The sequence below is a fragment of the Paenibacillus sp. FSL F4-0125 genome, assembly GCF_038008565.1.
Classification (GTDB): domain Bacteria; phylum Bacillota; class Bacilli; order Paenibacillales; family Paenibacillaceae; genus Paenibacillus_AQ.
Genome location: NZ_JBBOZJ010000001.1, coordinates 5,751,724 through 5,776,495, shown reverse-complemented (window position 1 = coordinate 5,776,495; position 24,772 = coordinate 5,751,724). Strand labels below are relative to the sequence as shown.

The window sequence follows — 24,772 nt, the reverse complement described above, 5'->3', positions numbered from 1 at the left end:
AATAGGTATTGCCTCCTATGTATTCATCCTTGGTTGGTGGGGTCAAGTATATTTTAACTTGGCATTCAATAAGAAGAAGGGTCTTGATCATTCCTTTTCTTATAATTGCTTTAGTGGCATAGCGTAGTGCAATGGTTTAAGATAAATGAATAGAACATATATAATAACCGGATACACAAGCTTTACAGTTACAGTATGGAAAAGGGGGAAGTTCATGTTCCGAAGAGACTATATTGTCCGGATGATCGAAGATATGACGGCGATGGTTGCCAAGGTTCTAACGCTGAAGCAGGAGCGGAAGACAACGGAAGCCTTATGGGAAATTGATGAGCTGTTGAACCGACATTTTCCACTGAACTCACGTCTTTTAAACTCACTATCTGTAGAAGATATCATAGATATGTTCCGTTTTAACGGGGTGTTGGAGTCAGATAAGCTTCAAGGTGTTGCCAAACTGCTTAAGGAAGAGGGCAGCATTTATGCTGCTAGCGGTGATCATGATGCAGCGCTATTTCGAAGCATGAGGGCACTGCATTTATATTTGTACGCAGATTTGCACGGAGCTGATCGAGAACTGCTGCAGATGACAGCGGATATCGATGAACTCCTGGAGGAAGTCAAAGCATATCGTCTTCCTACCAAGACGGAACGGCTGCTGCTAGTTTATATGGAGTCGATCGGGCATTACAGCAGAGCGGAGGACAGTCTGTATCGACTATGGGAGCAGGGGGAGAATGTCTTGCTGGAAGGCGATCAATTGTACAGACGGCTGCTGCTTAAATCACCGGAAGAATTGGAACAAGGCTCGCTTCCTATACATGAAGTGGAACAAGGATGGAAAGAGTGGAGCCGGATCACAGAAGTTCGGAGGGAGTCGGAAGCCTAGTGAATACACCCTTATTTATTATCGATGCCTTTGCAGGAAAAGCTTATTCAGGAAACCCGGCGGCAGTATGCTTGCTGAAGCATCCAGTTGATGAGGTATTCATGCTGAAGACAGCAGCAGAAATGAATTTGTCAGAGACGGCCTTTCTCTGGCCAGAGAATGATGGATATCGCCTGCGTTGGTTCACACCCAAGGCTGAGGTTAATTTATGTGGTCATGCTACTCTAGCTAGTGCACATGTATTGTGGGGAGCGGGATTGCTGGACCCCGATGTGGAGGCTAGATTCTATACACGCAGCGGGTTGCTTAGAGCTTCTCGTGCAGGTGATCTGATCTCACTGTACTTTCCGCCTTATGAGCTTAAGTCTTCTCCTACAATTCCGGGTCTTACAGAAGCACTTGGTATTACGGAGGCAAATGTAGTGGAAACTATGTTATATGCGGACAATGTGCTTGTGCGACTTGATCAGGAATCCCTAGTTCGCGAACTTAGCCCAGACTTCGGGGCTTTATCCCGACTTGAAGGGAGAGCCTTCGCGGTAACTGCAGTTAGCTCCACGGAAGGCATAGATTGTGTGTCACGGTTCTTTGCACCGAAGATGGGGGTAAATGAGGATCCGGTTACAGGCTCAGCGCATACTGCGCTGGCACCTTTTTGGGCTAGTCGACTCAACCGTACGCAGTTGACCGCCTATCAAGCTTCCGAACGGGGAGGTTTGCTTCAACTTGAGGTAAGCAAAGATCAGATTAAGATGTCTGGCCGAGCAATAACTATCGTTAGTGGAGAGCTGCATGTGAAGCCCTGCTAGGATGCCTCTTGTAGAGCCGTGATATAATGAAATGATGATGGTTAGGAGACATAGATTCTCCATTTTTAATCCCGAAAGTGAGATGTGCGTTGTGGAATCTTTAACAGCTCTTATTGAACAACTGATAAGTGACCGTACTTTGATTATGGCAACCCTAAGCCAAGTACGTTATAAAGGGGAGACTTGTACGAAAGTACAGGTTAAACCTATCGAACTAAAGGGTAAGCTGCATTATCAGTTTGCATCTTATATTGGTACAAAGGTTGAACATCGTAACGTACCGGCTGAATTAGCGGCGGAGGAAATGACTCTTCTATTTGGAGAGACATTCCGCCAAGGTCTTTTATGTACAGTAGAAGCGGATTATCAGGTGCTGATTAGCAAGAAATTTAAAGTGTCGATCCTTACCAAGTCTCCCACTAAAAAAGAAGAGCCGGATCTAGCGCACAATCGCCGTAAGCGTTATGTGCTGGAAGATGGGGACCCTGTACCCTTTCTCGTGGAGCTCGGCATTATGAATAGAGAAGGTAAAGTGCTTGCTAAACGATATGATAAGTTTCGGCAGATCAACCGATTCCTGGAGATGGTCGAGGATGTACTTGCCGATCTTCCAACTGGGCGACCATTGACGATCGTTGATTTCGGCTGTGGTAAATCGTATTTGACCTTTGCGCTTTATCACTATCTGACCGTTCGCAAGAAGCGGGATCTCAATATTATAGGACTAGATTTGAAAGCTGATGTCATTGAGCATTGCAACGAGCTAGCTGCGAAGATCGGTTACGATCACTTGAAGTTCCTTGTGGGTGACATTGCCGAGTACAATGAGCTGGATCAGGTAGATATGGTTATAACGCTTCATGCTTGTGACACAGCTACAGATGCTGCACTCGAAAAAGCAGTACGCTGGGGGGCCTCCGTCATCCTGTCTGTCCCTTGCTGCCAGCACGAATTATTCGCACAGATTGAGAATGAAGTAATGAGTCCGATGTTGTCGCATGGGATACTGAAGGAGCGTTTCTCCGCCTTGGCTACGGATGCCATCCGTGCCAAATTACTCGATATGATGGGCTATAGCAGCCAGCTGCTGGAATTCATCGACCTGGAGAATACACCTAAGAACATTTTGATCCGTGCCGTTAAGAGCTCAGGCGGTGATAACTCCGTCAAATGGCGTGAATATACCGCATTCCGTGACTTTATAGGTGCGAAGCCTTATCTTGAGCGCGTATGCGCTGACCTGCTTCCGGGTGAGAGTTCGGTGGAGGGGTAACACGACATTTTAAGAGCGGAAAATTGGTTTAGTTGTATTTTGTGCAACAGAATATGCTTTGAAGCTACTTTTTAAGGATTTAATTGCACTTTGTACACTCTAAAACGAATAATACTCCGTATTTGGCGGTATTTTCGCGAAACGGTTGCACATAATACAATTAAAATGAAACTAGGCAGCGAATTAAACAGATCTATTGTACTTTTTACAACTAAATAGCTCATGTTGAGCATTAGGGCGGTGCAGCTCCTTCGTGGAGAGGTATGGTCCTTTTTGTATTCTAGTTTTGCAAAGGGGAAATGTGGAAAGGATAGAGATAACTTAACGATTACAGGGGTATCTAAATGTGGAACGTTAACAAAGCGCGGAGTCTTGATTCAGTATTCGTATATTTTAGTGCAGCCTTAGTAATCGCAGCCGGAGTAGGAGCTTGTTTGTTGCGGGGATTTTTTTTTACGGAGGAGATGTATCCCTTTCTGGTCCTATGGTTTGTGATGTGCTCTGCGATTTTGCTTTATTTGTATATTGGAGTGGGTACGCGGAGTGGCAGTGTGTGGGGAATAAGTAGGGCACCCAGAGTTGTGAGAATAATGTTGATCGTACCTTTGCTAGTTCTATTACTCTATCTGGTTCATTGGCTAGGAGAACCTCTTTCGGCACAGGGAACAATGAATGAAATGTTACGGTGGGGCTTGTATGCCAGCTTTGCATTTTTGGTTTGTTTTTGCGCGTTGAATAGGGTGGGGCGTCAGCTTATCATTGCGTCTTGGTCCATTTTGGGTATGTTCTTGAGCATGAGTGCTTTGCTGGCAGTGTGCGGGGTGGTAGAGTTATCTTTTGCTGTAGCCTATAGTAATTCATCGGAAGTAAGCATCACAGGTGCCAGATTAGCAGGGGTGATGGAATATCCTAATGCTTTTGGAGCTGTGATGGCTATTTTTCTACTGGAGCGGCTGTTTGCTGCCGCTGCTTATTATGTAACTCCGCAGAAGAGTGCGAAGAAGCGGGTAGCAGGAGAGCGGGCGATTGGGCGAGAGTGTAAACAGACAGGGCTAGAGTATGCTGGGGAAGGACTACGGAGTAACGAGACAGGTTCAAAGTGCGTAGAGGTGAAACGTGGGAGTGGAAAGAAATGGTCAAAGTGTGACACGGTGAGCGTGAACGTAGGGGATGGACGCGTAGGTGTGGAGCAGCGAGAAACGGGAAGCACGGCCGCCGCGCTGCTACGCTTGCTGCCGCTATTCCCGTACGCCGCCGCGCTGCTCCTCAGCGAGTCGCGCGGCGCGTGGCTGACGGCGGCTTGCGCCTGCGCCGCCGTCTTGCTCTGGAAGCGGCAGCTCATCGCGCCGCTTCTTGCCGCTGGCGCCGCGCCTGTGGTCGCCGCGGCGCTGATCTACCGCCAACTGGCCCGTGCCGGGTTGGCGGTAGAGCCTTTGCCCGGCCTGCTGTTGCTGGCCGGGCTTTGGGCCGGCGCGCTGCTAGCCGGCCTATGGCTGTGCCGCCGCCAGCGCAGCGCGGCGGGCAGTGCCCGAGCCGCCATGCTGGCATTGGCGGCGGCAGGTTGGACGGCGGCGGGCACCGCCGTCCTCTTGCACGTGCGCGAGCGGATCACCGGACCGTCATCGACGGTATCCGCGCGTGGTCTGTTCTACCGCGACGCCTGGAGGCTGGCGGCAGAGGCACCTTGGCTGGGGCGCGGGGGTGAGACTTGGCGGAGCTCATACCTCGCCGCCCAGTCTCGCCCCTATGTAGGCAGCCAGGTGCATAGCGGTTATCTCGACATCCTGTTGAACCTAGGATTTGCCGGCCTAGCAGCCATACTGCTTATGCTGCTAGCAGCAGGCTGGCTGCTGGCTAAGAGCTCGCCGCGCCTGTTGCCGCCATTTTTGGTTATCGTTTTACACAGCGCAGTCGATTTTGACTGGAGCTACGGATTAATCTGGCTGCTGCTTTTTTGGCTGCCAGCACTTGCGCTAGCTGAATATAAGCAGGAATATCAATCAGCGACACCCCGCTTTATAACCAAAAGTTCACTCATAACTCATTCCGCATCCGCGACCCTGCCGCCAGCTCACTCGTCGTCCGCGAACTTGCAGACCATGCATTCTACGTCCGTGAATAAGCAGACCATGGACTCTGAAACTGCGACCCTGCCGCCAACATACTCACCGTCCGCGAACTTGCAGACCTCACATTCTACGTCCGTCAATTTACAGACTACTCATTCCGCATCATTCGCGAACCGGCTAAATTCCGTCTATCCATTTTTTCGCGGGCTACTCATTACTGTCGCCGGCTCCTTTTGTCTCGTGCTATTCGTGTTGTCCTTTCAGGCAGCCCAAGGAGAGAGGTACTACCGGCAAGCAGTTCAGACGGTTGTTTCCTTGGAGAAGGTTAGTTTGCTGCAACAATCACTAGCGTGGAATCCGCGGTCTTCTAGAACAGCTATAGTATTATCCAGGCTGCTTACGGGTGAAAAGAGCGTGAGAATACTCCGGCAGAGCTTGCAATACTCCCCAGAGAATTCAGGTTTGAGCTGGGAAATGGCTGGACGATGGATGTACAGTGATGATCCGGTAGCTGCACTATATTGGGTACGCCGAAGTCTTCGACTAGATAAATACAACAATGCTAAGTGGGTCAAAGGGATTGAAGGTATGCTTATGATGGGCTGGAAAAAGTTAGCGGAAGGGAATCGAACGGAGGCTATAAGCTGTATTGCCTCAGGGAATGAGCTTTTGCGGCAGTATAGAGTGTTGGTGGAATTCGAGGCTAGCAAAGGGGAGCAGCATAATGATCGAAAGTTCCATATCACAGAACAAGCCGACGACCTTAGTCGGCGGCTTAGTGTATTAGCTTCAAGATTTTAACTGACGCGAGATGATCCAGGAATACAGAACAGGGACAATAATAGCAAGCACAAGTGCTGTAATAATAAGAGCCTGAGACAAGACTCCGCTCAAGAAGGCTCCCCCAAAAATAAGCAACCCACCGACCATCCACATTCTCCCGGAAAGGCGATGTGTTTTTCGCCACACCTCTGGGCTGGAGAGCGTCCAGGCTGTACGAACACCGAATAGATAATTATCTTTTACCTGTGGCATGTAGTTGCCGAGCGCAATAAACATCACTCCGACAGCTCCTATAGCAATTTTGCCCACATTAATATCTTTACCCAGACCGTAAGCAACCGTGAGCACGAGCATTAGATTAAAAAGCACACCAATAGCAAGTCTGCTCATGGCATAGGCATTTTCGAACTTCTTGTAATTTTCCCGTTTAGGATCGATGCTGCGGGTGAACTGCATGATCAGCGGAAGCACAATGCCTAAAATACCCCACAGGGGAATAGCTATACTTTTATCCCAGTACCGGTTGACCTTACCCGTAATTCCCCACTGTGCGGGCAGCTCCTGTGGGAGCTTGCCGTAATTGATTAAAGCGTAAGACAGTGAAGCTAAACCTAAGATTACGATCAGTGTATCTTGCCATCTCCATTTAAAATCCTTCATCGTTAATCAGCCTCCTTCTCAGAATCAGAATTCTGACGACTTTGCTTTCCCGTACCTGTTAGCTCAAGCATCCAGCCAAGAACCTCTTCGAGAACCGTCGTATTTAATGAATACATAATGAATTGACCTTTTCTTTCATCCTGTACGAGATCGGCATGCTTCAGTGCATTCAGATGGTGAGAAATGCTTGGCTTAGACATGTTGAAAAAATCGGCAATTTCACCTGCGGTTCGATCTTTCTCCTTTAGTAACCGAATGATTTGGCGACGGGTAGGGTCAGCTAGTGCTTTGAAAGATTCATTCATGTTCCACCCAGCCTTTCGATATTTAGGTAATTATCTAAATATATAATAACTATTTATTATATGATGTGTCAATGTGTATTCGCCTCCTTATAACTGCAAACAAAAGTGTCATCGAATCTTTGAAATTATCGGCGCCTGAGCCTCTGTCCATGCTAATACTAACTGTGGGCATGTAGTCGATAAATAGATCTAATCAAACAAGAGGTGGAGTGGACGTATGATGCTGACTAGCAAGGTTGCGGTTGTTACAGGTGCGGGTTCGGGGATTGGGGAAGCAATCGCCCTTCTTTTTGCCCAGCAAGGGGCTAAGGTTATTGCTGCGGACATCCAGCTGGAGAATGTTGAAGCGGTGGCTAAGAAGGCAGCAGAAAGTAAGAGCAACGGGGTGATTTATCCTGTAATGGCAGATGTCTCGAAGGAAGAGGATACCCAGCGAATGATTGATGCCGCAAGTACAGTATTTGGTGGACTCCATATTCTCGTTAATAATGCAGGGATTATGGATAAAATGACCCCGGCTCATGAAATCACAGATGACTTATGGGATAAAGTGATTGCAGTGAACGTCACCGGACCCATGAGAGCCATTCGTAAGGCACTGCCGATTTTCATGGCACAAGAAAGTGGATGTATCATCAATGTAGCTTCTATCGGAGGTTTAGAGGGATCACGTGCAGGGGTGGCTTATACTGCCTCCAAGCATGCTGTAATCGGTATGACTAAGAATATAGGTTATCAGTACACCAAGCTTGGAATTCGCTGTAATGCCATAGCACCAGGTGGGGTAAAGACTAATATTGATTTGTCTAATCCGAGTGCTTTTGGTAGTCAAAGAGCAGGAGAAGGGATGGCATCGATGCCGCGAACAGGGGAGAGCAGCGAGATTGCAACGATAGCTTTATTCTTGGCTTCAGATGCAGCGAGCTTCGTGAATGGGACGGTAATAACGGCGGATGCTGGATGGACCGCTTATTAACAAGGTAATGTTTTTCTTAAAATTCTAATAATTGTTAGCTCTTAGATTTTAGCTGAAAAGGTGTCTATTTCCATCTTCATTGGTGGAAGTGCACACTTTTTTGGGTTATACGTGTTGCTCCAACTCTTTTTAAGAGAGGATCGAAATAGGGTGACGGCCTTGCCGCTGTAAGTAGATGTGATAAGGTTGCTTGTGCTAGAATAGGCTAAGAGAAACTGGAAAATAGAGCAGAGCGGCAGAGCTTTTGAAAATATAAGAAAGCATAAGTTTAGCATCAATACTTAATATTCTTATATTTCTCGTTTAAACGCTTAGCGTCTTAATATAGATGCCGAAGATGTTTACGCTTGATACATAGCCATATTCTGCGGAAAAGGGAGGAGGAGTTCGGTTGCATTTTATTTCTGATCTGATCTCGACATTGTTTGAATGGATTCAGAGTCTTGGGTATTTTGGGATTATGATCGGACTTATGATTGAAGTCATTCCGAGTGAAATTGTACTGGCTTTCGGTGGTTTTTTAGTATGGAGTGGAGATATTAACTTTTTTGGTGCCGTTTTATTCGGTACGATTGGCGGAGTCATCGCACAGATTTTTGTTTATTGGATTGGTCGTTATGGTGGCAGGCCTGTTCTGGAGAAATACGGGAAATATATTTTTATTCAAAAGAAGCATATTGACCATTCAGAAGAGTGGTTCAATAAATACGGGACTGGCGTAATCTTTACAGCACGTTTTATTCCCGTTGTTCGCCATGCCATTTCCGTTCCAGCCGGGATATCGAAAATGCCTTTAGGTAAGTTCACTTTGCTGACTACGCTTGCTGTTATTCCATGGAGTGCGTTATTTGTATATTTGGGTATGACCTTAGGGAATAAGTGGGAAGATATTGACAAAGTAGCAGCTAAGTATACCAACGAAATTATACTTGTAGCGATCGCTCTGATCATCATTTACTTTGTGTTCAAATGGTACAAATCCAAGAAAAAGGGGACTACAAAATGAAGCAGAATGTAGCTCATAAGTTTGGAAAAGGCCTAACACCACGCCAATTCGTAGAAAGTATGACGAAGAATCAACAGGCTTTTGAATCCTGGTATGAGAAGTTTAATTGGGAAGATGAGAGCGATAAGGAATATTTCGAAAGTCTGAACCATCGCGACGATTTGCGGGTACTTATTCTTGCAGCGGATTGGTGTGGAGACGTAGTTCGCAACGTTCCTGCTGTATTCCGTATTCTGGAGACGGCAGGAATGAAGACAGAGGTATTCATTTTGGAAGAGAATCCGGAGCTTATGGATGATTTCTTGACCATGGGTGGAAGATCTGTCCCTGTTGTAATTTTTGCGGACACCGGCGGATATGTGCTCGGACATTGGGGTCCTAGACCAGAGCATGTGCAGAGTATTATGAGAGAGTTCAAACGTGAGAATCCTGATCGTGAGGCCGCTGATTACGACAGCAAAATCGCAGAAGCACGTAAGGCTATGGGGCAAGCCTATGGGGAAGGAACGGAATATCAGACAGTTATCGCAAAAGAACTGCGTAGTCTGATTTCCGGATTCTAGACCGATGCTAAATATACGTTCATTTAATCTAGGTCCGCTTCAGACGAATGCCTACTTGCTGACAGGTGCGGATCCTGCGAAGGGTATCATTATAGATCCCGGTATGAATCCAGCTGCATTAGTGCGGAGTATCGAAGGGATGGAAATCGAAGCTATTTTGTTGACACATGCGCATTTTGACCATATGGGCGGTGTAGACGAAATTCGTAAAGCTAAGAAATGCCCTGTTTATTTACATCCACTTGAAAGTGAATGGCTAAGCAGCCCCAAGCTGAACGGTTCACTAATGTGGCCGGAGGTGTCATCTCCTTTAACTACAGATCCTGCGGAATATGATCTGGCAGAAGGACAAGTTCTGCAGTTCATCGGACACACCTTCCGTGTGTACCATACACCTGGTCACTCTCCAGGCAGTGTAAGTTTCCTTTGTGGAAATGATCTGTTCTCCGGTGATGTACTGTTTAAAATGGGGGTTGGACGCACAGATTTACCCGGTGGTAGGGAACGAGATCTGTTTGATTCTATTCGCGGTAAGCTATACAAAATGGATGATGAAGTGAAGGTTTATCCAGGGCATGGCCCACGGACAACTATTGGCTTTGAAAAGATTCGCAACCCTTATGTTCCTCAATAGACGTTGGTTCTAGTAGAACCGACAAAAACCGAGGAAGTTATGATAGACAAAAGACTACAAAAGGACTACAATGAGGTTAATTAAATGTAACATTTACCTCGCGAAGCACGCAGACTGCGGAATTAATCCCGGTTTGCGTTCTTTTTTTTGTCTTCATATAGGCTTAAAAGCATGGAGGGAAGTAGAATGGAGAAGAATATATACTACCCGTTGGACTGCGGTTGGTATGATTCCAAAGTTAATTATGGTGAATCCTTGCTCCGAGAGGGCAGTGTGGATTACATGGAAGTACAAGTGAATTCAAGGGGCGAGTGCAGAAGTGCGTCGCTTTTTTGGCGTTTTCCGGCAAGGGATGGGATCATTCAGCCCTGGCGGCGCAAGTTGTGGGATCTCAAAAAATAATTATTAAGCAAAGTGAACGATTCACAATACATATTCGTACTACAAATATAGGAACGAAATCTTGAATGGAGGGGCAGATGAGCGATCAGTCGCTGGAGAGAATCAGACGGGCACAGCAGGGAGATGCTTCAGCACTGTCTTCACTGCTGCAAGAACACTATACTTTTTTATTTAAATATTTAATCAAGGTGACTATGGACCCGTTGCTGGCAGAGGATCTTGTACAGGACACTATGGTCAGATGTATGGAAAAAATCAACACCTATAACGGAACCTCTTCGTTTTCCTCATGGTTAATCACAATAGCTACCAGAATATTCATTGATCGAAAGCGACGCTGGAAGCTTGAGGCGGAGTGGAAGCAGCGCGAGCAACAGGAACAGGGGATACGTTCGATTCGATGGCGGTTTGAGAGCAGGGGGGAGGAATGGAGTGGAGTGCTGGATGCCCTCTCCAGATTGCCTTCTGCACAAAGGGTAGCTGTGTTACTGAAGCATTATTATGGCTATAGCTATGACGAAATCGGCGAAATCATGCGAATTCCTTCAGGCACAGTCAAGTCGCGTGTATCGCTTGGTCTTAACCAACTACGAAAGGAGCTGAATGAGGATGGAGAAGGATAAAGATAAGGAGCCTGAGTTGTATTTGCATAAGCTTGCAGATGAGCTTGACCGGTTAGATGCACAATATAATGACATCACACCACCTTCATTACAGGAACTGGAGAGGTTAATGGTTGATGCCTCTGTGCATAGAAAGAGCATGGAACGTAAAGAGCTGCTGATATTCTGGGGGATATCGTTGATTCTGATCAGCGTATTTCTATCCATTCTTGGTTCTGCTCCGAAGATTTACTGGATTATTCAAGCGATCATTCCTATTGCGGGACTCAGTGCTCTAGGGATAGCGAGGATCAGGAGGAATAGAGAAGGTGCACAAGAATGAATGAACTGCAAGATGTACCTCTATGGTTATGGTTATTGATAGCTGTCCTATTAATGCTGCAAGGCACGTTTTTGTTCCGGGACGCAAGACGACGCGGAAGAAAAGCTTGGTTCTGGGGACTATGGGCTATTACTACAGTACCGTCTCCCGCTCTGGTCTATTTACTTGTTGTCATTCTACCGGAAAGACGTAGGAGAAAAAAATTGTAAGAGTCTAGGATGTGAGCTCGTTCCTTTCATAACACTAAAGGAGTGGTACTTCATGGAAGATGTAAATTGGGGTTTAATTATGCCGTTGATCATTTTACAGGCTTTACTGGCAATTATCGGTTTGATTTCATTAGCCAAAGCCGATAGCGTGCGTGGCCCAAAATGGATGTGGATCATCATTATTATTTTTGGAAATATGCTAGGCAGCATAGCTTACTTTACGATAGGAAGGAAAGATGTCTAATGTCACTCCTTCAAGTTACAAATTTACGTAAAAGCTATGGGGCGTTTATTTCCGTAAAGGATATAAGTTTTGAGATTGAAAAAGGACGGTGTGTAGCTTTGCTGGGGCCTAATGGTGCTGGAAAGACGACCACACTACGTATGCTGGCTGGACTTTTAGAACCTACCTCTGGAATAATTTCTTTTGAGGGGAGCCGTCCTGGAGCAGAATATCGCAAGGGATTAGGGTATGTTCCGCAGTCACCGGCCTTTTACGGGTGGATGACTGGACAGGAATATGTAGTATTTGCTGCAAAGCTTAGTGGGATGGGCACTAAAGAAGCGACAACCAGCGCATTAGAATCGCTTAAGCGTGTAGGCCTCAAAGACGATGCTCGTCGCAAGATTGGTGGCTATTCCGGTGGGATGAAGCAGCGGCTGGGTCTCGCACAGGCGCTGGTGCATCGCCCTCGACTTCTTTTACTTGATGAGCCTGTATCTGCACTTGATCCGATTGGCCGCAGGGAAGTAATGGAATTGCTACGAGAAATACGTGAAGAGACAACGGTAGTCTTCTCCACACATGTGCTGCATGATGCAGAAGAGATTTGTGATGATATTATTTTAATGAATCATGGACTCATCGCTGAGCAGGGGGCTTTATCGCAGCTTCGTTCACAATACAGTCTTCCTGTTATTCGTTTACGTACCGAGAAGCACAAAGAAGCCATTCAGTGGCTGGAATCTCTTGCCTCCAAGCCATTTGTACTGGAGTCTCAGTTGTTCGGAGATCATGCCGTCTTTAATGTGAACGATGTAGAAATGGCCCGCCGGACGATTTTGCACGAAGCGGCGCAGCTCGAAGTTCCATTGCTGCAATTTGAAGCAGGTTCTTCCACATTAGAGGATTTATTTATGAAGGTGGTGGGCGTATGAGCAGCACATGGATCCTTTATCGAAAAGAAATGCTCGAGATGGCTCGTAATTATAAGCTAATCTGGATACCTGTCGTGTTCATCATCTTAGGTATTATGCAGCCCTTAAGTACTTATTATTTGCCAGAAATATTAAAAGCCTCAGGTGATGTGCCCCCGGGTCTGTTGGAAGGTTATGAAATACCGAGTGCCGCAATTGTGATGGCGCAAGCTCTAGGACAGTATGGAACGATTGGGATGCTCGTGTTGGCGCTTGGCTCTATGAACACTTTAGCGGGTGAGCGTTATAGCGGAACTATGGAGTTAATTCTAGTAAGACCCGTTTCTCCGGCAGCAATTGTGTTCGCTAAATGGGCAGCCCAATTGACCTTGCTTGTTGTTGCTCTTGGACTGGGTGCAGCGGGTGCTGGATATTACACGGAACAGCTAATTGGCTCACTATCATGGGGCAATGTTATCGTAGCTTCTGGAGTGTATGGTTTGTGGCTATTATGTGTTGTCTCGACTACTTTGTTGTTTAGTGCCTTTTTAAGACCTCCAGTAGCCGCATTTCTAGCATTGGCGTTAATGGCTGGATTTTCACTAGGTTTAAGTTTATTGCCTACATGGTTTGACTGGACACCCGCCGGGCTTTCCGGACTGTCAGCAGGAATTCTAACAGATGGAGAAGGTTTTAGAGCAGGTCCATATCTGTCTGCGAGTATATTGATCATGATTTGCCTTGCTGTGGCCTCATTTTTGACAAGGAAGAACAACTTTCCCGACTGATTATTAAGCTGTGGGGTATCGAATATAGTATATTTAAAAATATAAGAAAGTATAAGTTTCACACTATACATTTTCCTTCTATTTCTCGCATAAACGCATATCGTCCTTAGGGGACGCCGAAGGCGTTATTGCTTGGTAGAATTTTCAGGATCACCCGGACTGCTGCTAGACAGTTCTATCTTTTTTTAGTAGACTGTTGAAACAAGCAAAATCATGATAGATTTTGGGGTCAGGAGGTAGGGCGATGCTGCGTTTAGGAGAAAAGATTGTCATTGTTGCGGACGCTTTTGAGCAGAGTCTTCCTATCGGGGAATACGGCTACCTAATTGCTTACGACCGCAATCCCGATAATGCGTTTGACTATGTTATACGTGTACCGGAAGCCAACAGGAACTTTTATGTTCCGGCTGAAGACATTGAGGCGGAAGAACATTTATTAGTAGCTGAGGCTGAAAGAGCAACGCATGAAGCGTTAATTGATTATGCTTTGTCCACGTACAATGAGAAGCTGTTCCATCATTTGATGAACGGTGAAGATATGGATACAGAAGAGACGGAAACAACGTCAACTGAAAGCATGTCCCAAGCAGATTTCATTAAACAAGTGAATCTTAGAGCTTGGATTTAAGGAAGGCCGGCGCAAGCCGGCTTTTTTGTTTTGATATAAGAAAGTGTAAGTTTCACACCATACCTTATGTCCTATATTTCTCCCTTAAACGCTTACCGTCCTTATATGGACCCCGAAGGCGTTTTTACTTATGTCATAAAGAGAATTCCCCCTCATCATAACCCCCCTGAAAGGACACATCACTTTCAAAAACTTTTATTAATTCCTTCTTTATAATTTTCGAACGCTCATTTTTATTTTTTCGGGGTACAACCAACTGCCAATTTTATGTATCTAAATTATTGAGAGCCGAATACGAGAATGCAGATCTGCGGTATAGGCGCTTTAACCTATATAAAGGAGAACCTCTAGTGAAGATGATAACCGCTGTTCAAAAAGCGAGAAAAGGCGATAAGGAAGCTTTTATTCAGCTGTGCCGGCAGATTGAACCTGAAATGTATGGCATGGCCCGATCTATTTTGGGCAGGGATCAGGATTGCGCAGATGCCATGCAGGAAGCCACATTAAAGGCTTATCGGTCTATCCAAGGCTTACGACAGCCGGAATTTTTCAAGACATGGATGATTCGAATTCTTATAAATGAATGTCACAAGCTTCAGCGCAAACAGACCAATATCGTGGAAGTTGGAGATACCATTACGGCTCTGGAATGCCATTCCTCCGATGCAGAATACGAAAAAATCGAGTTGCGAGAAGCAGTGGAGCGGCTAGATACTCCGCTGCAGACCGTGATTTCGCTGCATTATTTTCAGGATATGCCTATTCGGCAGATTGCAGATCTTCTGAATATTTCCGAAACGGCTGTTAAATCGCGTCTCTATAGGGCAAGAAAAAGCTTATTGAATGGATTCTAATGATATTTAGAAGGGAAGAAACACATGAAGAAGAGAACATCGGAACAGCTTGAGTTGCTTTTGAAAAATATGAATCTTCTCCCGGCAAATGAGCTACCCGCTGTGATTCGCCAACGCCAAGAGGAAACGTATGCGATGTTGGATGAAATAACGAAGCCTATGTACAGATTTAATATTTTGAAGCGGACAGCGATTGGATTTGGGGTAGCTCTGGTTTTAGGAGTTATCGTGCTTGGAAGCGGCTTTGCTTCTCCTGCTCTCGCTAGGTCGCTCGAACGTATCCCGTTAGTAAATAGTATTTTTGAGTTTGCTGGTGATATGGGGCTTCAAGCAGCGAGTCGCCAAGGCTTTACGACCTCAATTAATAATAGCGACGAAGTTCAAGGTGTTACTATCCGTGCTAGTGAAGTTATATATGATGGTACACGGCTTTCTGTAGCGCTGACACGTGAAGGTGAAGAGGGAGCATTCAGTGAATCTGTTCAGGATCTTCGGGTATTCATTGATGGACAACCTCTAAACGCTGGAGAAGAAGTAGAGAACTCTTTTAAACACAATATTGGGATTATTATTTCTCCGGGGACTGATGAGCAATCGTTAATTTTGCAATTCTCAGAGAAATCCTATGATGAGGGGGGAACTACTTTACCGGATCAGTTCCAAATGACAGTGAAAGGCCGGCTGTCCGGAATGGAGGATGATTTTCAAATTGAAATCCCTGTAAAGAAGGATAAAAGTCATAATAATGTTCAGCAGCCCGGAATCAGTCGAGCCTATAATCATGTAACGACCATTGTGGAAAAGATTACTCAGACTCCGGCAACCACACAAATACAAATGAGTACTCAAGCCGTGGGTGATATTCCTGATACTTACCTAACAGATACAAACAACCTGGCAATCCATTATGAATTCTACGATGATAAAGGCAACTTGTTGAAATATGTGAATGGTAGCAATGGTTGGTCAGATTCGAAGAAGGTAGATGATGCAATCCATTATAGTCTTAAAGAGGATGTTAATATTGTGCCGTTGCCAAGGGATGTGAAAGCACTAACTGTCAAACCTTATCTCTACAAATATATTGGGGAGGGAAGCGAAAAACGGAATTTACTGGACAGTCACGGTTACCCGGCAATCGAATATATTCTACAGCTTGAAATGACAATCCCTATACGTTAATGAATGAAACGCTCCTTTAAAAAGTGTTGGAATCCCCTTCACTTGGATAAAGGAGCGTTTGTTTTACAGCCCATCATTGAATTGTCCAAGTTTCTACAATATAATTAAAAACGTTATCCGGGCGCTTTAGCCCTTTAAACAGGAGGGATTTAACTTATGAGCATTACCGTTAAAGATGTGCAGCATGTGGCCAAGCTGGCTCGTCTGCAATTGAGCCCGGAAGAAGAGGCAACCTTTACAGAACAAATGAATGCTATTTTACAATATGCTGAGAAGTTGAATGAGCTAGATACGGAGAATGTGAAGCCGACCACGCATGTACTGCAGGTCAGTAATGTGATGCGGGATGATGTTGTGAAGGAAAGCTTAACGCAAGAGGAAGCACTTCTTAACGCGCCGGATGATGAAGACGGACATTTCAAGGTTCCAGCTGTTTTGGAATAACTACATAATTAGAAAGGGGGAAGAATCTTGAGCCTGTTTCAAAATCGATTGCCAGAAGTACATCGTATGTTGACTGCTAAAGAAGTATCAGTCAGTGAACTGACTGAAGAATCGCTAGCAATTATCTCTGAACGGGATAAGAAAGTAAATGCATTTTTGACCTTGAACGAGGAGGGCGCTCGTAGCACTGCACGCGCTTTGGACGACAAACTGGCATCTGGAGCAGCACGTGGGCTGCTGTTTGGTCTTCCTGCCGGAATCAAGGACAATATTGTAACTAAAGGATTGCGCACGACTTGTGCCAGCAAATTTTTGAATAATTTTCAGCCGATTTATAACGCAACTGTAGCATCTAAACTGCAACAGGCAGATGCTGTAACGATCGGTAAATTGAATATGGATGAATTCGCGATGGGCGGATCTAACGAGAACTCCAGCTTTGGACCTGTGCGTAACCCTTGGGATCTTGAACGTGTTCCTGGAGGTTCTAGTGGTGGATCTGCTGCAGCTGTAGCTGCAGGTGAAGTGTTCTTCTCACTAGGTTCGGATACTGGGGGTTCCATCCGTCAGCCTGCTTCTTATTGCGGTGTCGTAGGTCTCAAACCTACATACGGTCTTGTATCGCGTTACGGACTGGTGGCTTTTGCCTCCTCTCTTGATCAGATTGGCCCGCTTACACGTAATGTAGAAGATTCTGCATATGTGCTTCAAGCTATTGCTGGTTATGATGCACAGGACTCTACTTCAGCTAAGGTAGAAATTCCTGATTATTTGAGTTCACTGACTGGTGATGTTTCCGGTCTTCGTATTGCTGTACCTAAGGAATACTTGGGAGCTGGTGTCGATGCTTCTGTTCGTGAGACGGTCTTGTCCGCGCTTAAGGTGCTGGAAGGAATGGGTGCTGTCTGGGAGGAAGTTTCATTACCACATACGGAATACGCAGTAGCGGCTTATTATTTGCTATCTTCCTCGGAAGCTTCATCTAACCTTGCACGGTTTGACGGTGTGCGTTATGGCGTACGTGTAGATGAAGGTGGAGGATTGCTCGATCTGTACCAAAACTCCCGCAGTCGCGGCTTTGGTCCTGAGGTGAAACGCCGTATTATGCTAGGGACTTATGCGCTGAGCTCCGGGTATTATGATGCTTATTACTTAAAAGCACAAAAAGTGCGTACTCTGATTAAACAGGATTTTGATGACATCTTTAAAAAATATGATGTGGTTATCGGCCCAACAGCGCCTACGACAGCATTCAAATTAGGTTCACAGACTGAAGATCCGCTGACCATGTATCTGAACGATATTCTCACGATTCCTGTGAGCTTGGCAGGCATTCCTGCCGTTAGCGTTCCATGCGGCTTTGCAGAAGGTATGCCGGTTGGTCTACAAATTATTGGTAAAGAATTTGACGAGAGCACGATTCTGCGTGTTGCTCATGCTTTTGAACAAAATACAGATCATCACAAGCAGCGTCCACAGTTGTAGTAAAGGAGGGAATGGAATTACTTATGTCTAAATACGAAACGGTCATCGGCTTAGAGGTTCACGTAGAGCTTCATACCAACTCCAAAATCTTTTGCGGATGCTCCACTGAATTTGGAGCCCCGCCTAACACGCATACCTGTCCCGTCTGCCTGGGTCACCCCGGCGTATTGCCAGTACTCAACAAACAAGCGGTAAATTACGCTATGAAAGCAGCGATGGCGCTGAATTGTACCATCGGTGATGTTAGTAAATTCGACCGTAAGAACTATTTTTACCCGGATTCTCCGAAAGCCTATCAGATTTCGCAGTTCGATCAGCCTATCGGTTTGAACGGCTGGATCGACATTGAAGTGAATGGAGAAACAAAACGGATTGGTATTACTCGACTTCATTTGGAAGAGGATGCAGGTAAGCTGACACACGTAGATGGTGGGTTTGCGTCTCTTGTCGATTTTAACCGGGTGGGAACACCGCTTATCGAAATCGTATCCGAGCCAGACTTACGCTCCCCAGAAGAAGCCCGTGCTTATCTGGAGAAAATCCGTGCGATCATGCAGTATTGTGATGTGTCTGATGTAAAGATGGAAGAAGGCTCGATGCGCTGCGACGCGAACATCAGTCTACGCCCAGAAGGACAAGAGGAATTCGGCATTAGAGCAGAGCTTAAGAACATGAACTCCTTCCGTGGTGTGCTGCGTGGACTGGAGTATGAACAATATCGTCAGGCTGAGATCCTGGATGATGGTGGAGTAGTTGTGCAAGAGACTCGTCGCTGGGATGAAGCGCAAGGAAAAACTTTATCTATGCGTGGTAAAGAAGAAGCACACGATTATCGTTATTTCCCAGATCCGGATTTGATCGTACTGCATATTGACGATGCCTGGAAAGAATCCATTCGCTCGACGATCCCGGAACTGCCGGACGCAAGACAAGCTCGCTATAGTGAAGAACTGGGCCTTACAGCTTATGATGCTGGTGTGATTACGTCCTCTAAACCGTTAGCGGACTTTTTCGAAGGTTGCCTTGCTTATACGCAGGATGCCAAGGCTGTTGCAAACTGGATCATGGGTGATCTGCTGGCTTATTTGAATAGTAATAACCTGGAATTGTCTCAGGTCAAGATTACGCCGCAAGGGCTCGGGGAAATGATCGGTCTTATTGCAGGCGGAACCATCAGCAGTAAGATCGCTAAAACGGTATTTAAAGAAATGCTAGAGAGCGGTAAGTTGCCTGCGGCAATCGTTGAGGAAAAGGGTCTGGTACAAATCAGTGATGAAGGTGCCATTAAAGGAATTGTGGAAGCTGTCGTAGCTGCTAACCCGCAATCTGTTGAGGACTATAAAGCAGGAAAACAGAAAGCCATTGGCTTCCTTGTAGGACAAGTAATGAAGGAAAGTAAAGGCAAGGCTAATCCAGGTCTAGCGAATAAACTTCTGATCGAGGTATTGGGCAACTAAGCCTTTATCAGAAATATAAGAAAGTATAAGTTTAAGACTATACTTTATCCTTATATTTTACGAGAAACGCTTGCCGTCCATAAAAGGACGCCGAGGGCGTTTATATTCGGGGTAATATACTTATGTAATAAGCAAAGGGCTTGTCGGCAACGGCAGGCCTTTCGCGGCATATAAGGGGACTGGTAGGGATGAATACAATTATTAAGCTTAATCTGCAGGATGATAATACCGTTAATGAACTATGGAGCCTCCAGCACAAGGCCTACCGACTGGAAGCGGAGTTAATAGGGTTTCGTGAGATCCCCCCACTTATGGAGACGAGAGAGATGCTCAGCCACTCTAAAGAGGACTTTTATGGCTGCTTCGATGAAGAGGAAGAGCTGATGGGTGCGATTGCTATAGAGGAGGAATCCCCAGGCAAACTCACGATTACACGAATGATGGTAGGTCCGGACTTTTTTCGTAGAGGTATTGCTAGCAGACTCTTGGAATATGTATTCGAACATTTTTCAGGGATGGAGCAATTCATCGTATCTACGGGAAAACTAAACTTGCCTGCCGTTTCTTTGTACAGAAAGCATGGATTTGTGCCTACTGGGTCGCAGGAGGTTGCCCCCGGCGTGGAATTGATTGACTTTTACCGGAGTGGTTTACTTTGAAGAAACGTATGCACAGACAAGTATTTACGAAAGGAGGAGTCCAGAATATGACGAATGACTCTGCAACGTTCGCGGCGCAGGAAGAGCAGGAGGGTTCTGTCGACCTAGAGAATACGGAGAATGAGATACAGAAGAAGATCATTCCTCCGCGTCCGAAACGGCGTCCCCGCAAACGCAAATTTATCGCTGGACTATTGGCAGCTCTCATCCCAGGAACAGGACATTTGTACTTTGGGCTTCTCCGCAAAGGAATAACCTTTATCTTCTTGATTCTATTGGATATTTCGGCGTTACTGTATTTTTCATCCATTGGAATGCAGATTAATGTACCGTTACTTATTTTACTTGCACTAATTATTCCGGCGATATATTTCTACAATGTCTATGATGTGCTTCAATCAGCGGACAAGATTATTCGTTACCCTGAAGATCAAGAGCTTGAAGATCCGGCGGCAACAGTAACTACATCTCCAAAGCGTCGCAGTATCGTCACTGAACCTGGCATATCCTTTGGATTTCTGCTTCTCTTAGGGGGAGCATTACTTATTCTGTTTCGCCAAAAGCCAGCTTGGCTGCAGTTCTTTATTGAGCATTATTCCGAAGTGACCGTAGCTGCCGTTTTATTATGTGGTGGTCTATATATAGGAACGAGAGAGATTGTTAGAGGAATCGTTTGGCGCAAAAAAAATGAGCCTCATAACCGGCGTGTAGGAAGGTATACGGCATCGGTCTTGCTGATTGCTATTGCCATCCCGTTGTTTCTGGATTGGAGAGACGGAACCGATTATATGCTTCTGCTCTTGAAGTGGTGGCCAGTCATCCCAGTATTATGGGGGATTGAGTTCTTGATCATGTATTTCTTCTCCGGTCGTTCAGGCTCAGTACAAAAGGGAACAAGAATCAGATTGGACTTACGCGGTCTTTTATCTGCTATAGTGCTTGCTGTTAGTGTGTTTATCGTTGCAGAACAAGAGCATTATTTATATCTCTGGAAAAATGTCAGTCTTAACTTTACTGCAGCAGCAGTGGACTATGGCGAGGCTAAGGGCAGCAAATTTCAGAAGGCTCCGATTATAGTTCCCGTCGAATTAAATACGGCCAAAATATCCATAGATGGTATTAATGGTGATGTTTTATTGCATCGTGCTCCGGTAGATAACATTCAAATTACTACTACAATCTGGGTAGATCAATTGGAGGGGCCGATGGCTGAAGCCATTTCGGAACAATCCTTTGTGGATGTTGTTGAAGGACCAACCATAAAAATCACTTCGAATAGTAAGGCGTATGGAGAATCCGGCAAACGTCAGCCGCGAATGGATCTAGACATTACCTTGCCGGAAGATCGTCGGTTTAACCTTGATGTTCGTACAATGAATGGCGGGATCACCCTACAGAACATAGAAGCGATTGAAGATATTTCACTTGAAACAGGAAATGGAGAACTTATTCTTCATCGTGTCTTTGGCAATGTGAAGGGGAAAACACTGAATGGAGCTGTGCGGGCCAGATCTGTCCAGGGCAGTGTTGATTTATCGACGAGCGGTGGCAACATGAATGCTTGGAACGTTACAGGGGCTTTGAAATTATCAACGGCAGTTGGCAATATCGGTGCAATCGGGAATGAAGCCGAGATTGATATTTCCAGCAAAAATGGTAATTTAGAGATTGATGGAGCCAGATCGAAGCTGCATGCAGAATCCCTGAATGGAATCATAGATGTTCGTTCACAGGAAGTCGGAGGAGACTGGGATATTTATAGCGCAGTTGGCGATATCCATTTGTATTTACCGCTTTTAGGGAACTATAAGTTGAATGGCTCTAGTGGATATGGTGATATCACTTCGGATTTACCTAGCTTAACCATTGATAAGAAGAAGATATCTGGTGAAGTGGGCACAGGTGAATTCAAAGTTCAGGTTGAGGGAAACAGCAACTTAAATGTTAGAGGTTATTGAAAAAAGTAATTTTTCTTATATAATAATGAATATAATGTATCGACTCCGTTGACAAGATTGAAAACCCAGTCTTACAATTATAAGAAATATTTCTTTTATTTTTAAATTTAAAAGGCGGTGACAGTCATGGGGAGTGGCGTACAACATGCATTGGAACAATTAAAAACAACAGGTGTCCGTATAACGCCCCAGCGTCATGCGATTCTTACGTATTTGATGGAAGCAATGAATCATCCTACAGCTGACGATATATATCGGGCATTAGAGCCTAAATTTCCGAGCATGAGCGTAGCAACCGTATATAATAATCTCAAGATGTTTATGGAAGCAGGCATGGTTCGTGAGTTGACTTATGGGGATAGCTCCAGTCGTTTTGATGCTAATGTGTCTGATCATTATCATGTTATATGTCAGCAATGCGGTAAGATTGAGGATTTCAGTTATCCTTCACTTAGGGATGTAGAGCTGCATGCTGAGCAAGCTACAGGCTTTAAGATTACAGGATTGCGTATGGAGCTGCATGGAATTTGCGAATGTTGTAGAGAGAAGCAGCATTAGGACTAGAATAGAATGTGTCAAGGCAATATTGCCAAGTTACCACAATAAACGTGAGAAATCCGAAAGCGGAGGACTCACGTTTTTTATTTTTTGAAAATATAAGAACATATAAGAACATATAAGTTTCACGCTATGCATTATCCTTTATTTCTCTACGAGAAACGGTTGTCATCTATAAAGGACGACAACGTCATTTCTTCTTGGATATAACATTTTATAGGAATAATAACTTTTTTATACTGGTTATACGAAACCAAGTGGATGTTATAATCGTAATGTTAGACTCTATTAAAAATCATTTCATTATCTGGAGGATATATTTTGGACATAAGACAGGGACATAGACGCGTTAAAAAGCGCGGAGGTTTTTTTAGACGCTTGTTTGGACTTTTAATTATTGCAGCTGCAGCTTACTGGATAGTATTTTATGTATTGCCAAATCGTCAGCACATAGATGTGGACTGGAAAGCTCAAGAGCATCCCATATTTGTAAAAGGAGAGCACACAGGTTATTCTGCCAGCGGGACTGGGGATAGCATGTTGTTCCCATTACCGTTGTTGCAAGAGTATGTGGATCCGTCCATTCGTTATGAAGAGAAGACGAAATCGGTCATTTTATCAACGGATAGCGAGCTGTTATACATGCAGGAGAATAAAACTGATGCCAGTCTGAACAATCGTCCATTGCAGCTGCGGTTAGCGCCTGAAGTGAAGGAGAAAGTAACCTACCTTCCCGCGGATGTATTAGAAGATCTGTATGGGTTTGAAATTCAGGAGGATACAACTACTGGCGCAATACTACTTATGACGGCAGGAGAGACTGTCTCGCTTGGGAAAGTTAAAGGTGAACAAGGAGGCAAGTCAGTAGCTCTTCGAAATGAGGCATCTATTCACGCACCTATCGTTGCGGATATGTCTCCTGGGGCAGTCGTGAATATTTGGAATGAGGGAAATAAGAACTGGCTGTTTGTACAATTAAGCAGCGGGTATGCAGGTTATGCCAAGGCAAGTGACATTATTCCGGATGGTCAAAAGACAGTGGAACCAAAAAAATCCGCGCCAACACGCGCTGAACGTAACTGGAAAGGGAAATCAGTGAATTTGTATTGGGAGGCTGTTTACCAACGCAAACCTAACCCACAAACCTTCGGTGAGCTACCAGGCGTCAATGTGGCTAGCCCAACCTGGTTCAGTATTATCGATGGTGATGGCAATGTGCGCAGTCAGGCCGACAGTGCATACGTGCAGTGGGCGCATGAGCGCGGGCTAGAGGTATGGGGGCTGCTCAGCAATAGCTTCGATCCAGACATGACTACTGAGGCATTGTCTACCTATGAGAAACGGATGAATGCAATCGTTCAGATCTTAGAATATTCGGATTTATACAATTTGGATGGCATTAATATCGATTTTGAGAACGTGTATACGAAAGACGGAGAGAATGTCACTCAATTTATGAGAGAGTTAAAGCCAATGGCTCAGGCTAAGAACCTAATCGTCTCCATAGACGTGACACCTAAATCTAATAGTGAGATGTGGTCTGCGTTCCTTGATCGCAAGGCTCTTGGGACACTAGTCGATTATCTGATAGTGATGGCATATGATGAACATTGGGCGGCTAGCCCTATCGCGGGCTCTGTTGCCTCCTTACCTTGGGTAGAGAATTCAATAAGCCGGATCATAGAGGAGGACAATGTGCCGCCTGAGAAGGTGATTCTGGGGATCCCATTGTACACCCGCATCTGGACTGAGGCTCAAGTAGATGGCAAGACAAAGGTAAGCTCTAAATCGGTTAGTATGAATGCCGTTGAAAAAATTATTAAAGAGAAGAAGCTAACCCCGACATTTGATAAGGATGCTGGGCAGAATTACGTAGAGTACAAGGAAGATGGCGCTCTTAAGAAAATATGGATAGAAGATGAGGTGAGCTTAAAATCAAGAGTTGAGCTTGCTAAGTCCATGGGACTTGGAGGCATTGGGTCATGGAATCGCAGCTTTAGTAACCCATCCGCATGGGAAGCATTACAAGGAATCCATAAATAATTCTTTATCTTAGATAATAACGAAAAGGGCCCCAAATGGGGCCCTTTTTTGTTCTAGGT

At 45.2% G+C, this 24,772-nt stretch carries 27 protein-coding genes; 25 read left to right on the top strand and 2 right to left on the bottom strand.

Going from position 1 to position 24,772, the window contains the following annotated elements:
• Positions 1-214: 214 nt before the first annotated feature.
• From NST74_RS25675 to NST74_RS25660, 4 genes are all read left to right on the top strand, one after another.
• Positions 215-886 carry a DUF6483 family protein gene (locus NST74_RS25675; RefSeq protein ID WP_341115133.1) on the top strand — a complete coding sequence of 224 codons (672 nt, stop codon included), beginning with the start codon at positions 215-217 and terminating at the stop codon, positions 884-886.
• Complete coding sequence (locus NST74_RS25670) at positions 886-1,695, top strand: PhzF family phenazine biosynthesis protein (protein WP_341115131.1); 810 nt, start codon at positions 886-888, stop codon at positions 1,693-1,695. Before NST74_RS25675 ends, NST74_RS25670 begins: the two co-directional genes overlap by 1 nt.
• A gap of 82 nt (positions 1,696-1,777) precedes the next feature.
• Complete coding sequence (locus NST74_RS25665; protein WP_341115974.1) at positions 1,778-2,968, top strand: class I SAM-dependent methyltransferase; 1,191 nt, start codon at positions 1,778-1,780, stop codon at positions 2,966-2,968.
• Between the two features lie 344 nt (positions 2,969-3,312).
• Complete coding sequence (locus tag NST74_RS25660; protein ID WP_341115129.1) at positions 3,313-5,838, top strand: O-antigen ligase family protein; 2,526 nt, start codon at positions 3,313-3,315, stop codon at positions 5,836-5,838.
• On the opposite strand, the gene NST74_RS25655 is transcribed toward NST74_RS25660, so the two are convergent.
• Both NST74_RS25655 and NST74_RS25650 read right to left on the bottom strand, forming a co-directional pair.
• Positions 5,827-6,480, bottom strand: a complete 654-nt coding sequence (locus NST74_RS25655) for an SdpI family protein (RefSeq protein ID WP_341115128.1) — start codon at positions 6,478-6,480, stop codon at positions 5,827-5,829. The genes NST74_RS25660 and NST74_RS25655 overlap by 12 nt on opposite strands.
• A 2-nt stretch (positions 6,481-6,482) precedes the next feature.
• Positions 6,483-6,785: an autorepressor SdpR family transcription factor gene (locus tag NST74_RS25650; RefSeq protein ID WP_341115126.1), complete on the bottom strand. Its 303-nt coding sequence runs from the start codon at positions 6,783-6,785 to the stop codon at positions 6,483-6,485.
• Positions 6,786-7,002: 217 nt separating this feature from the next.
• On the opposite strand from NST74_RS25650, the gene NST74_RS25645 reads away from it, so the two are divergent.
• The 21 genes from NST74_RS25645 to NST74_RS25545 all read left to right on the top strand — a co-directional run bounded on the left by NST74_RS25645 (position 7,003) and on the right by NST74_RS25545 (position 24,713).
• Positions 7,003-7,761, top strand: a complete 759-nt coding sequence (locus NST74_RS25645) for a glucose 1-dehydrogenase (RefSeq protein ID WP_341115125.1) — start codon at positions 7,003-7,005, stop codon at positions 7,759-7,761.
• A 391-nt stretch (positions 7,762-8,152) separates the two neighbouring features.
• The gene (locus tag NST74_RS25640) at positions 8,153-8,767 is read left to right on the top strand and encodes a DedA family protein (RefSeq protein ID WP_042131027.1); all 615 of its coding nucleotides are present in this window, start codon (positions 8,153-8,155) and stop codon (positions 8,765-8,767) included.
• Entirely contained in the window at positions 8,764-9,330 is a 567-nt protein-coding gene (locus NST74_RS25635; protein WP_339288129.1) for a thioredoxin family protein, read from the top strand. The genes NST74_RS25640 and NST74_RS25635 overlap by 4 nt, the downstream gene beginning before the upstream one ends.
• Positions 9,331-9,334: 4 nt before the next feature.
• A complete protein-coding gene (locus tag NST74_RS25630; RefSeq protein WP_341115123.1) occupies positions 9,335-9,964 on the top strand; it encodes an MBL fold metallo-hydrolase in 630 nt (209 codons plus the stop codon).
• A 186-nt stretch (positions 9,965-10,150) separates the two neighbouring features.
• Positions 10,151-10,366, top strand: coding sequence for a hypothetical protein (locus NST74_RS25625; protein WP_341115121.1), 216 nt, complete (start codon positions 10,151-10,153; stop codon positions 10,364-10,366).
• A 77-nt stretch (positions 10,367-10,443) separates the two neighbouring features.
• On the top strand, positions 10,444-10,989 hold the full coding sequence (sigY, locus tag NST74_RS25620; protein ID WP_341115118.1) for an RNA polymerase sigma factor SigY: 546 nt from the start codon (positions 10,444-10,446) through the stop codon (positions 10,987-10,989).
• Complete coding sequence (locus tag NST74_RS25615) at positions 10,976-11,311, top strand: YxlC family protein (RefSeq protein WP_341115116.1); 336 nt, start codon at positions 10,976-10,978, stop codon at positions 11,309-11,311. The genes sigY and NST74_RS25615 overlap by 14 nt, the downstream gene beginning before the upstream one ends.
• On the top strand, positions 11,308-11,520 hold the full coding sequence (locus NST74_RS25610; protein ID WP_042131021.1) for a hypothetical protein: 213 nt from the start codon (positions 11,308-11,310) through the stop codon (positions 11,518-11,520). Before NST74_RS25615 ends, NST74_RS25610 begins: the two co-directional genes overlap by 4 nt.
• Positions 11,521-11,572: 52 nt before the next feature.
• A complete protein-coding gene (locus NST74_RS25605; protein WP_042131020.1) occupies positions 11,573-11,764 on the top strand; it encodes a PLDc N-terminal domain-containing protein in 192 nt (63 codons plus the stop codon).
• The gene (locus tag NST74_RS25600) at positions 11,764-12,678 is read left to right on the top strand and encodes an ABC transporter ATP-binding protein (RefSeq protein ID WP_341115113.1); all 915 of its coding nucleotides are present in this window, start codon (positions 11,764-11,766) and stop codon (positions 12,676-12,678) included. The genes NST74_RS25605 and NST74_RS25600 overlap by 1 nt, the downstream gene beginning before the upstream one ends.
• On the top strand, positions 12,675-13,445 hold the full coding sequence (locus NST74_RS25595; protein WP_042131018.1) for an ABC transporter permease subunit: 771 nt from the start codon (positions 12,675-12,677) through the stop codon (positions 13,443-13,445). The genes NST74_RS25600 and NST74_RS25595 overlap by 4 nt, the downstream gene beginning before the upstream one ends.
• A 244-nt stretch (positions 13,446-13,689) precedes the next feature.
• Positions 13,690-14,073: a hypothetical protein gene (locus tag NST74_RS25590; RefSeq protein WP_042131017.1), complete on the top strand. Its 384-nt coding sequence runs from the start codon at positions 13,690-13,692 to the stop codon at positions 14,071-14,073.
• Positions 14,074-14,423: 350 nt separating this feature from the next.
• A complete protein-coding gene (locus tag NST74_RS25585) occupies positions 14,424-14,927 on the top strand; it encodes a sigma-70 family RNA polymerase sigma factor (protein WP_445254075.1) in 504 nt (167 codons plus the stop codon).
• Between the two features lie 24 nt (positions 14,928-14,951).
• On the top strand, positions 14,952-16,109 hold the full coding sequence (locus NST74_RS25580) for a DUF4179 domain-containing protein (RefSeq protein ID WP_341115110.1): 1,158 nt from the start codon (positions 14,952-14,954) through the stop codon (positions 16,107-16,109).
• Positions 16,110-16,265: 156 nt separating this feature from the next.
• Positions 16,266-16,553, top strand: a complete 288-nt coding sequence (gatC, locus tag NST74_RS25575) for an Asp-tRNA(Asn)/Glu-tRNA(Gln) amidotransferase subunit GatC (RefSeq protein WP_042131015.1) — start codon at positions 16,266-16,268, stop codon at positions 16,551-16,553.
• Between the two features lie 27 nt (positions 16,554-16,580).
• Positions 16,581-18,038: an Asp-tRNA(Asn)/Glu-tRNA(Gln) amidotransferase subunit GatA gene (gene gatA, locus NST74_RS25570; protein ID WP_341115108.1), complete on the top strand. Its 1,458-nt coding sequence runs from the start codon at positions 16,581-16,583 to the stop codon at positions 18,036-18,038.
• 11 nt (positions 18,039-18,049) lie between these two features.
• Complete coding sequence (gene gatB / locus NST74_RS25565; protein ID WP_042131013.1) at positions 18,050-19,495, top strand: Asp-tRNA(Asn)/Glu-tRNA(Gln) amidotransferase subunit GatB; 1,446 nt, start codon at positions 18,050-18,052, stop codon at positions 19,493-19,495.
• A gap of 188 nt (positions 19,496-19,683) precedes the next feature.
• Complete coding sequence (locus tag NST74_RS25560; protein ID WP_341115107.1) at positions 19,684-20,154, top strand: GNAT family N-acetyltransferase; 471 nt, start codon at positions 19,684-19,686, stop codon at positions 20,152-20,154.
• 47 nt (positions 20,155-20,201) lie between these two features.
• Positions 20,202-22,112 (top strand): DUF4097 family beta strand repeat-containing protein, encoded by a 1,911-nt coding sequence (locus NST74_RS25555; protein ID WP_341115106.1) that lies wholly within the window; start codon positions 20,202-20,204, stop codon positions 22,110-22,112.
• 126 nt (positions 22,113-22,238) lie between these two features.
• Positions 22,239-22,670, top strand: coding sequence for a Fur family transcriptional regulator (locus NST74_RS25550; protein ID WP_042131011.1), 432 nt, complete (start codon positions 22,239-22,241; stop codon positions 22,668-22,670).
• A gap of 327 nt (positions 22,671-22,997) precedes the next feature.
• Positions 22,998-24,713, top strand: coding sequence for a glycosyl hydrolase family 18 protein (locus NST74_RS25545; protein WP_445668216.1), 1,716 nt, complete (start codon positions 22,998-23,000; stop codon positions 24,711-24,713).
• The last annotated feature ends 59 nt before the right edge of the window (positions 24,714-24,772 follow it).

What these genes read in the sequence shown, in the direction of transcription:
- NST74_RS25655 (WP_341115128.1), bottom strand. Translation starts at nt 6,480, where the DNA reads ATGAAGGATTTTAAATGGAGATGGCAAGATACACTGATCGTAATCTTA.
- NST74_RS25630 (WP_341115123.1), top strand. Translation starts at nt 9,335, where the DNA reads ATGCTAAATATACGTTCATTTAATCTAGGTCCGCTTCAGACGAATGCC.
- NST74_RS25605 (WP_042131020.1), top strand. Translation starts at nt 11,573, where the DNA reads ATGGAAGATGTAAATTGGGGTTTAATTATGCCGTTGATCATTTTACAG.
- gatB (WP_042131013.1), top strand. Translation starts at nt 18,050, where the DNA reads ATGGAATTACTTATGTCTAAATACGAAACGGTCATCGGCTTAGAGGTT.
- NST74_RS25600 (WP_341115113.1), top strand. Translation starts at nt 11,764, where the DNA reads ATGTCACTCCTTCAAGTTACAAATTTACGTAAAAGCTATGGGGCGTTT.
- NST74_RS25560 (WP_341115107.1), top strand. Translation starts at nt 19,684, where the DNA reads ATGAATACAATTATTAAGCTTAATCTGCAGGATGATAATACCGTTAAT.
- NST74_RS25645 (WP_341115125.1), top strand. Translation starts at nt 7,003, where the DNA reads ATGATGCTGACTAGCAAGGTTGCGGTTGTTACAGGTGCGGGTTCGGGG.
- NST74_RS25555 (WP_341115106.1), top strand. Translation starts at nt 20,202, where the DNA reads ATGACGAATGACTCTGCAACGTTCGCGGCGCAGGAAGAGCAGGAGGGT.
- gatC (WP_042131015.1), top strand. Translation starts at nt 16,266, where the DNA reads ATGAGCATTACCGTTAAAGATGTGCAGCATGTGGCCAAGCTGGCTCGT.
- NST74_RS25580 (WP_341115110.1), top strand. Translation starts at nt 14,952, where the DNA reads ATGAAGAAGAGAACATCGGAACAGCTTGAGTTGCTTTTGAAAAATATG.
- NST74_RS25610 (WP_042131021.1), top strand. Translation starts at nt 11,308, where the DNA reads ATGAATGAACTGCAAGATGTACCTCTATGGTTATGGTTATTGATAGCT.
- NST74_RS25660 (WP_341115129.1), top strand. Translation starts at nt 3,313, where the DNA reads ATGTGGAACGTTAACAAAGCGCGGAGTCTTGATTCAGTATTCGTATAT.
- NST74_RS25650 (WP_341115126.1), bottom strand. Translation starts at nt 6,785, where the DNA reads ATGAATGAATCTTTCAAAGCACTAGCTGACCCTACCCGTCGCCAAATC.
- NST74_RS25550 (WP_042131011.1), top strand. Translation starts at nt 22,239, where the DNA reads ATGGGGAGTGGCGTACAACATGCATTGGAACAATTAAAAACAACAGGT.
- NST74_RS25635 (WP_339288129.1), top strand. Translation starts at nt 8,764, where the DNA reads ATGAAGCAGAATGTAGCTCATAAGTTTGGAAAAGGCCTAACACCACGC.
- sigY (WP_341115118.1), top strand. Translation starts at nt 10,444, where the DNA reads ATGAGCGATCAGTCGCTGGAGAGAATCAGACGGGCACAGCAGGGAGAT.
- NST74_RS25625 (WP_341115121.1), top strand. Translation starts at nt 10,151, where the DNA reads ATGGAGAAGAATATATACTACCCGTTGGACTGCGGTTGGTATGATTCC.
- NST74_RS25590 (WP_042131017.1), top strand. Translation starts at nt 13,690, where the DNA reads ATGCTGCGTTTAGGAGAAAAGATTGTCATTGTTGCGGACGCTTTTGAG.
- NST74_RS25675 (WP_341115133.1), top strand. Translation starts at nt 215, where the DNA reads ATGTTCCGAAGAGACTATATTGTCCGGATGATCGAAGATATGACGGCG.
- NST74_RS25615 (WP_341115116.1), top strand. Translation starts at nt 10,976, where the DNA reads ATGGAGAAGGATAAAGATAAGGAGCCTGAGTTGTATTTGCATAAGCTT.
- NST74_RS25665 (WP_341115974.1), top strand. Translation starts at nt 1,778, where the DNA reads ATGTGCGTTGTGGAATCTTTAACAGCTCTTATTGAACAACTGATAAGT.
- NST74_RS25595 (WP_042131018.1), top strand. Translation starts at nt 12,675, where the DNA reads ATGAGCAGCACATGGATCCTTTATCGAAAAGAAATGCTCGAGATGGCT.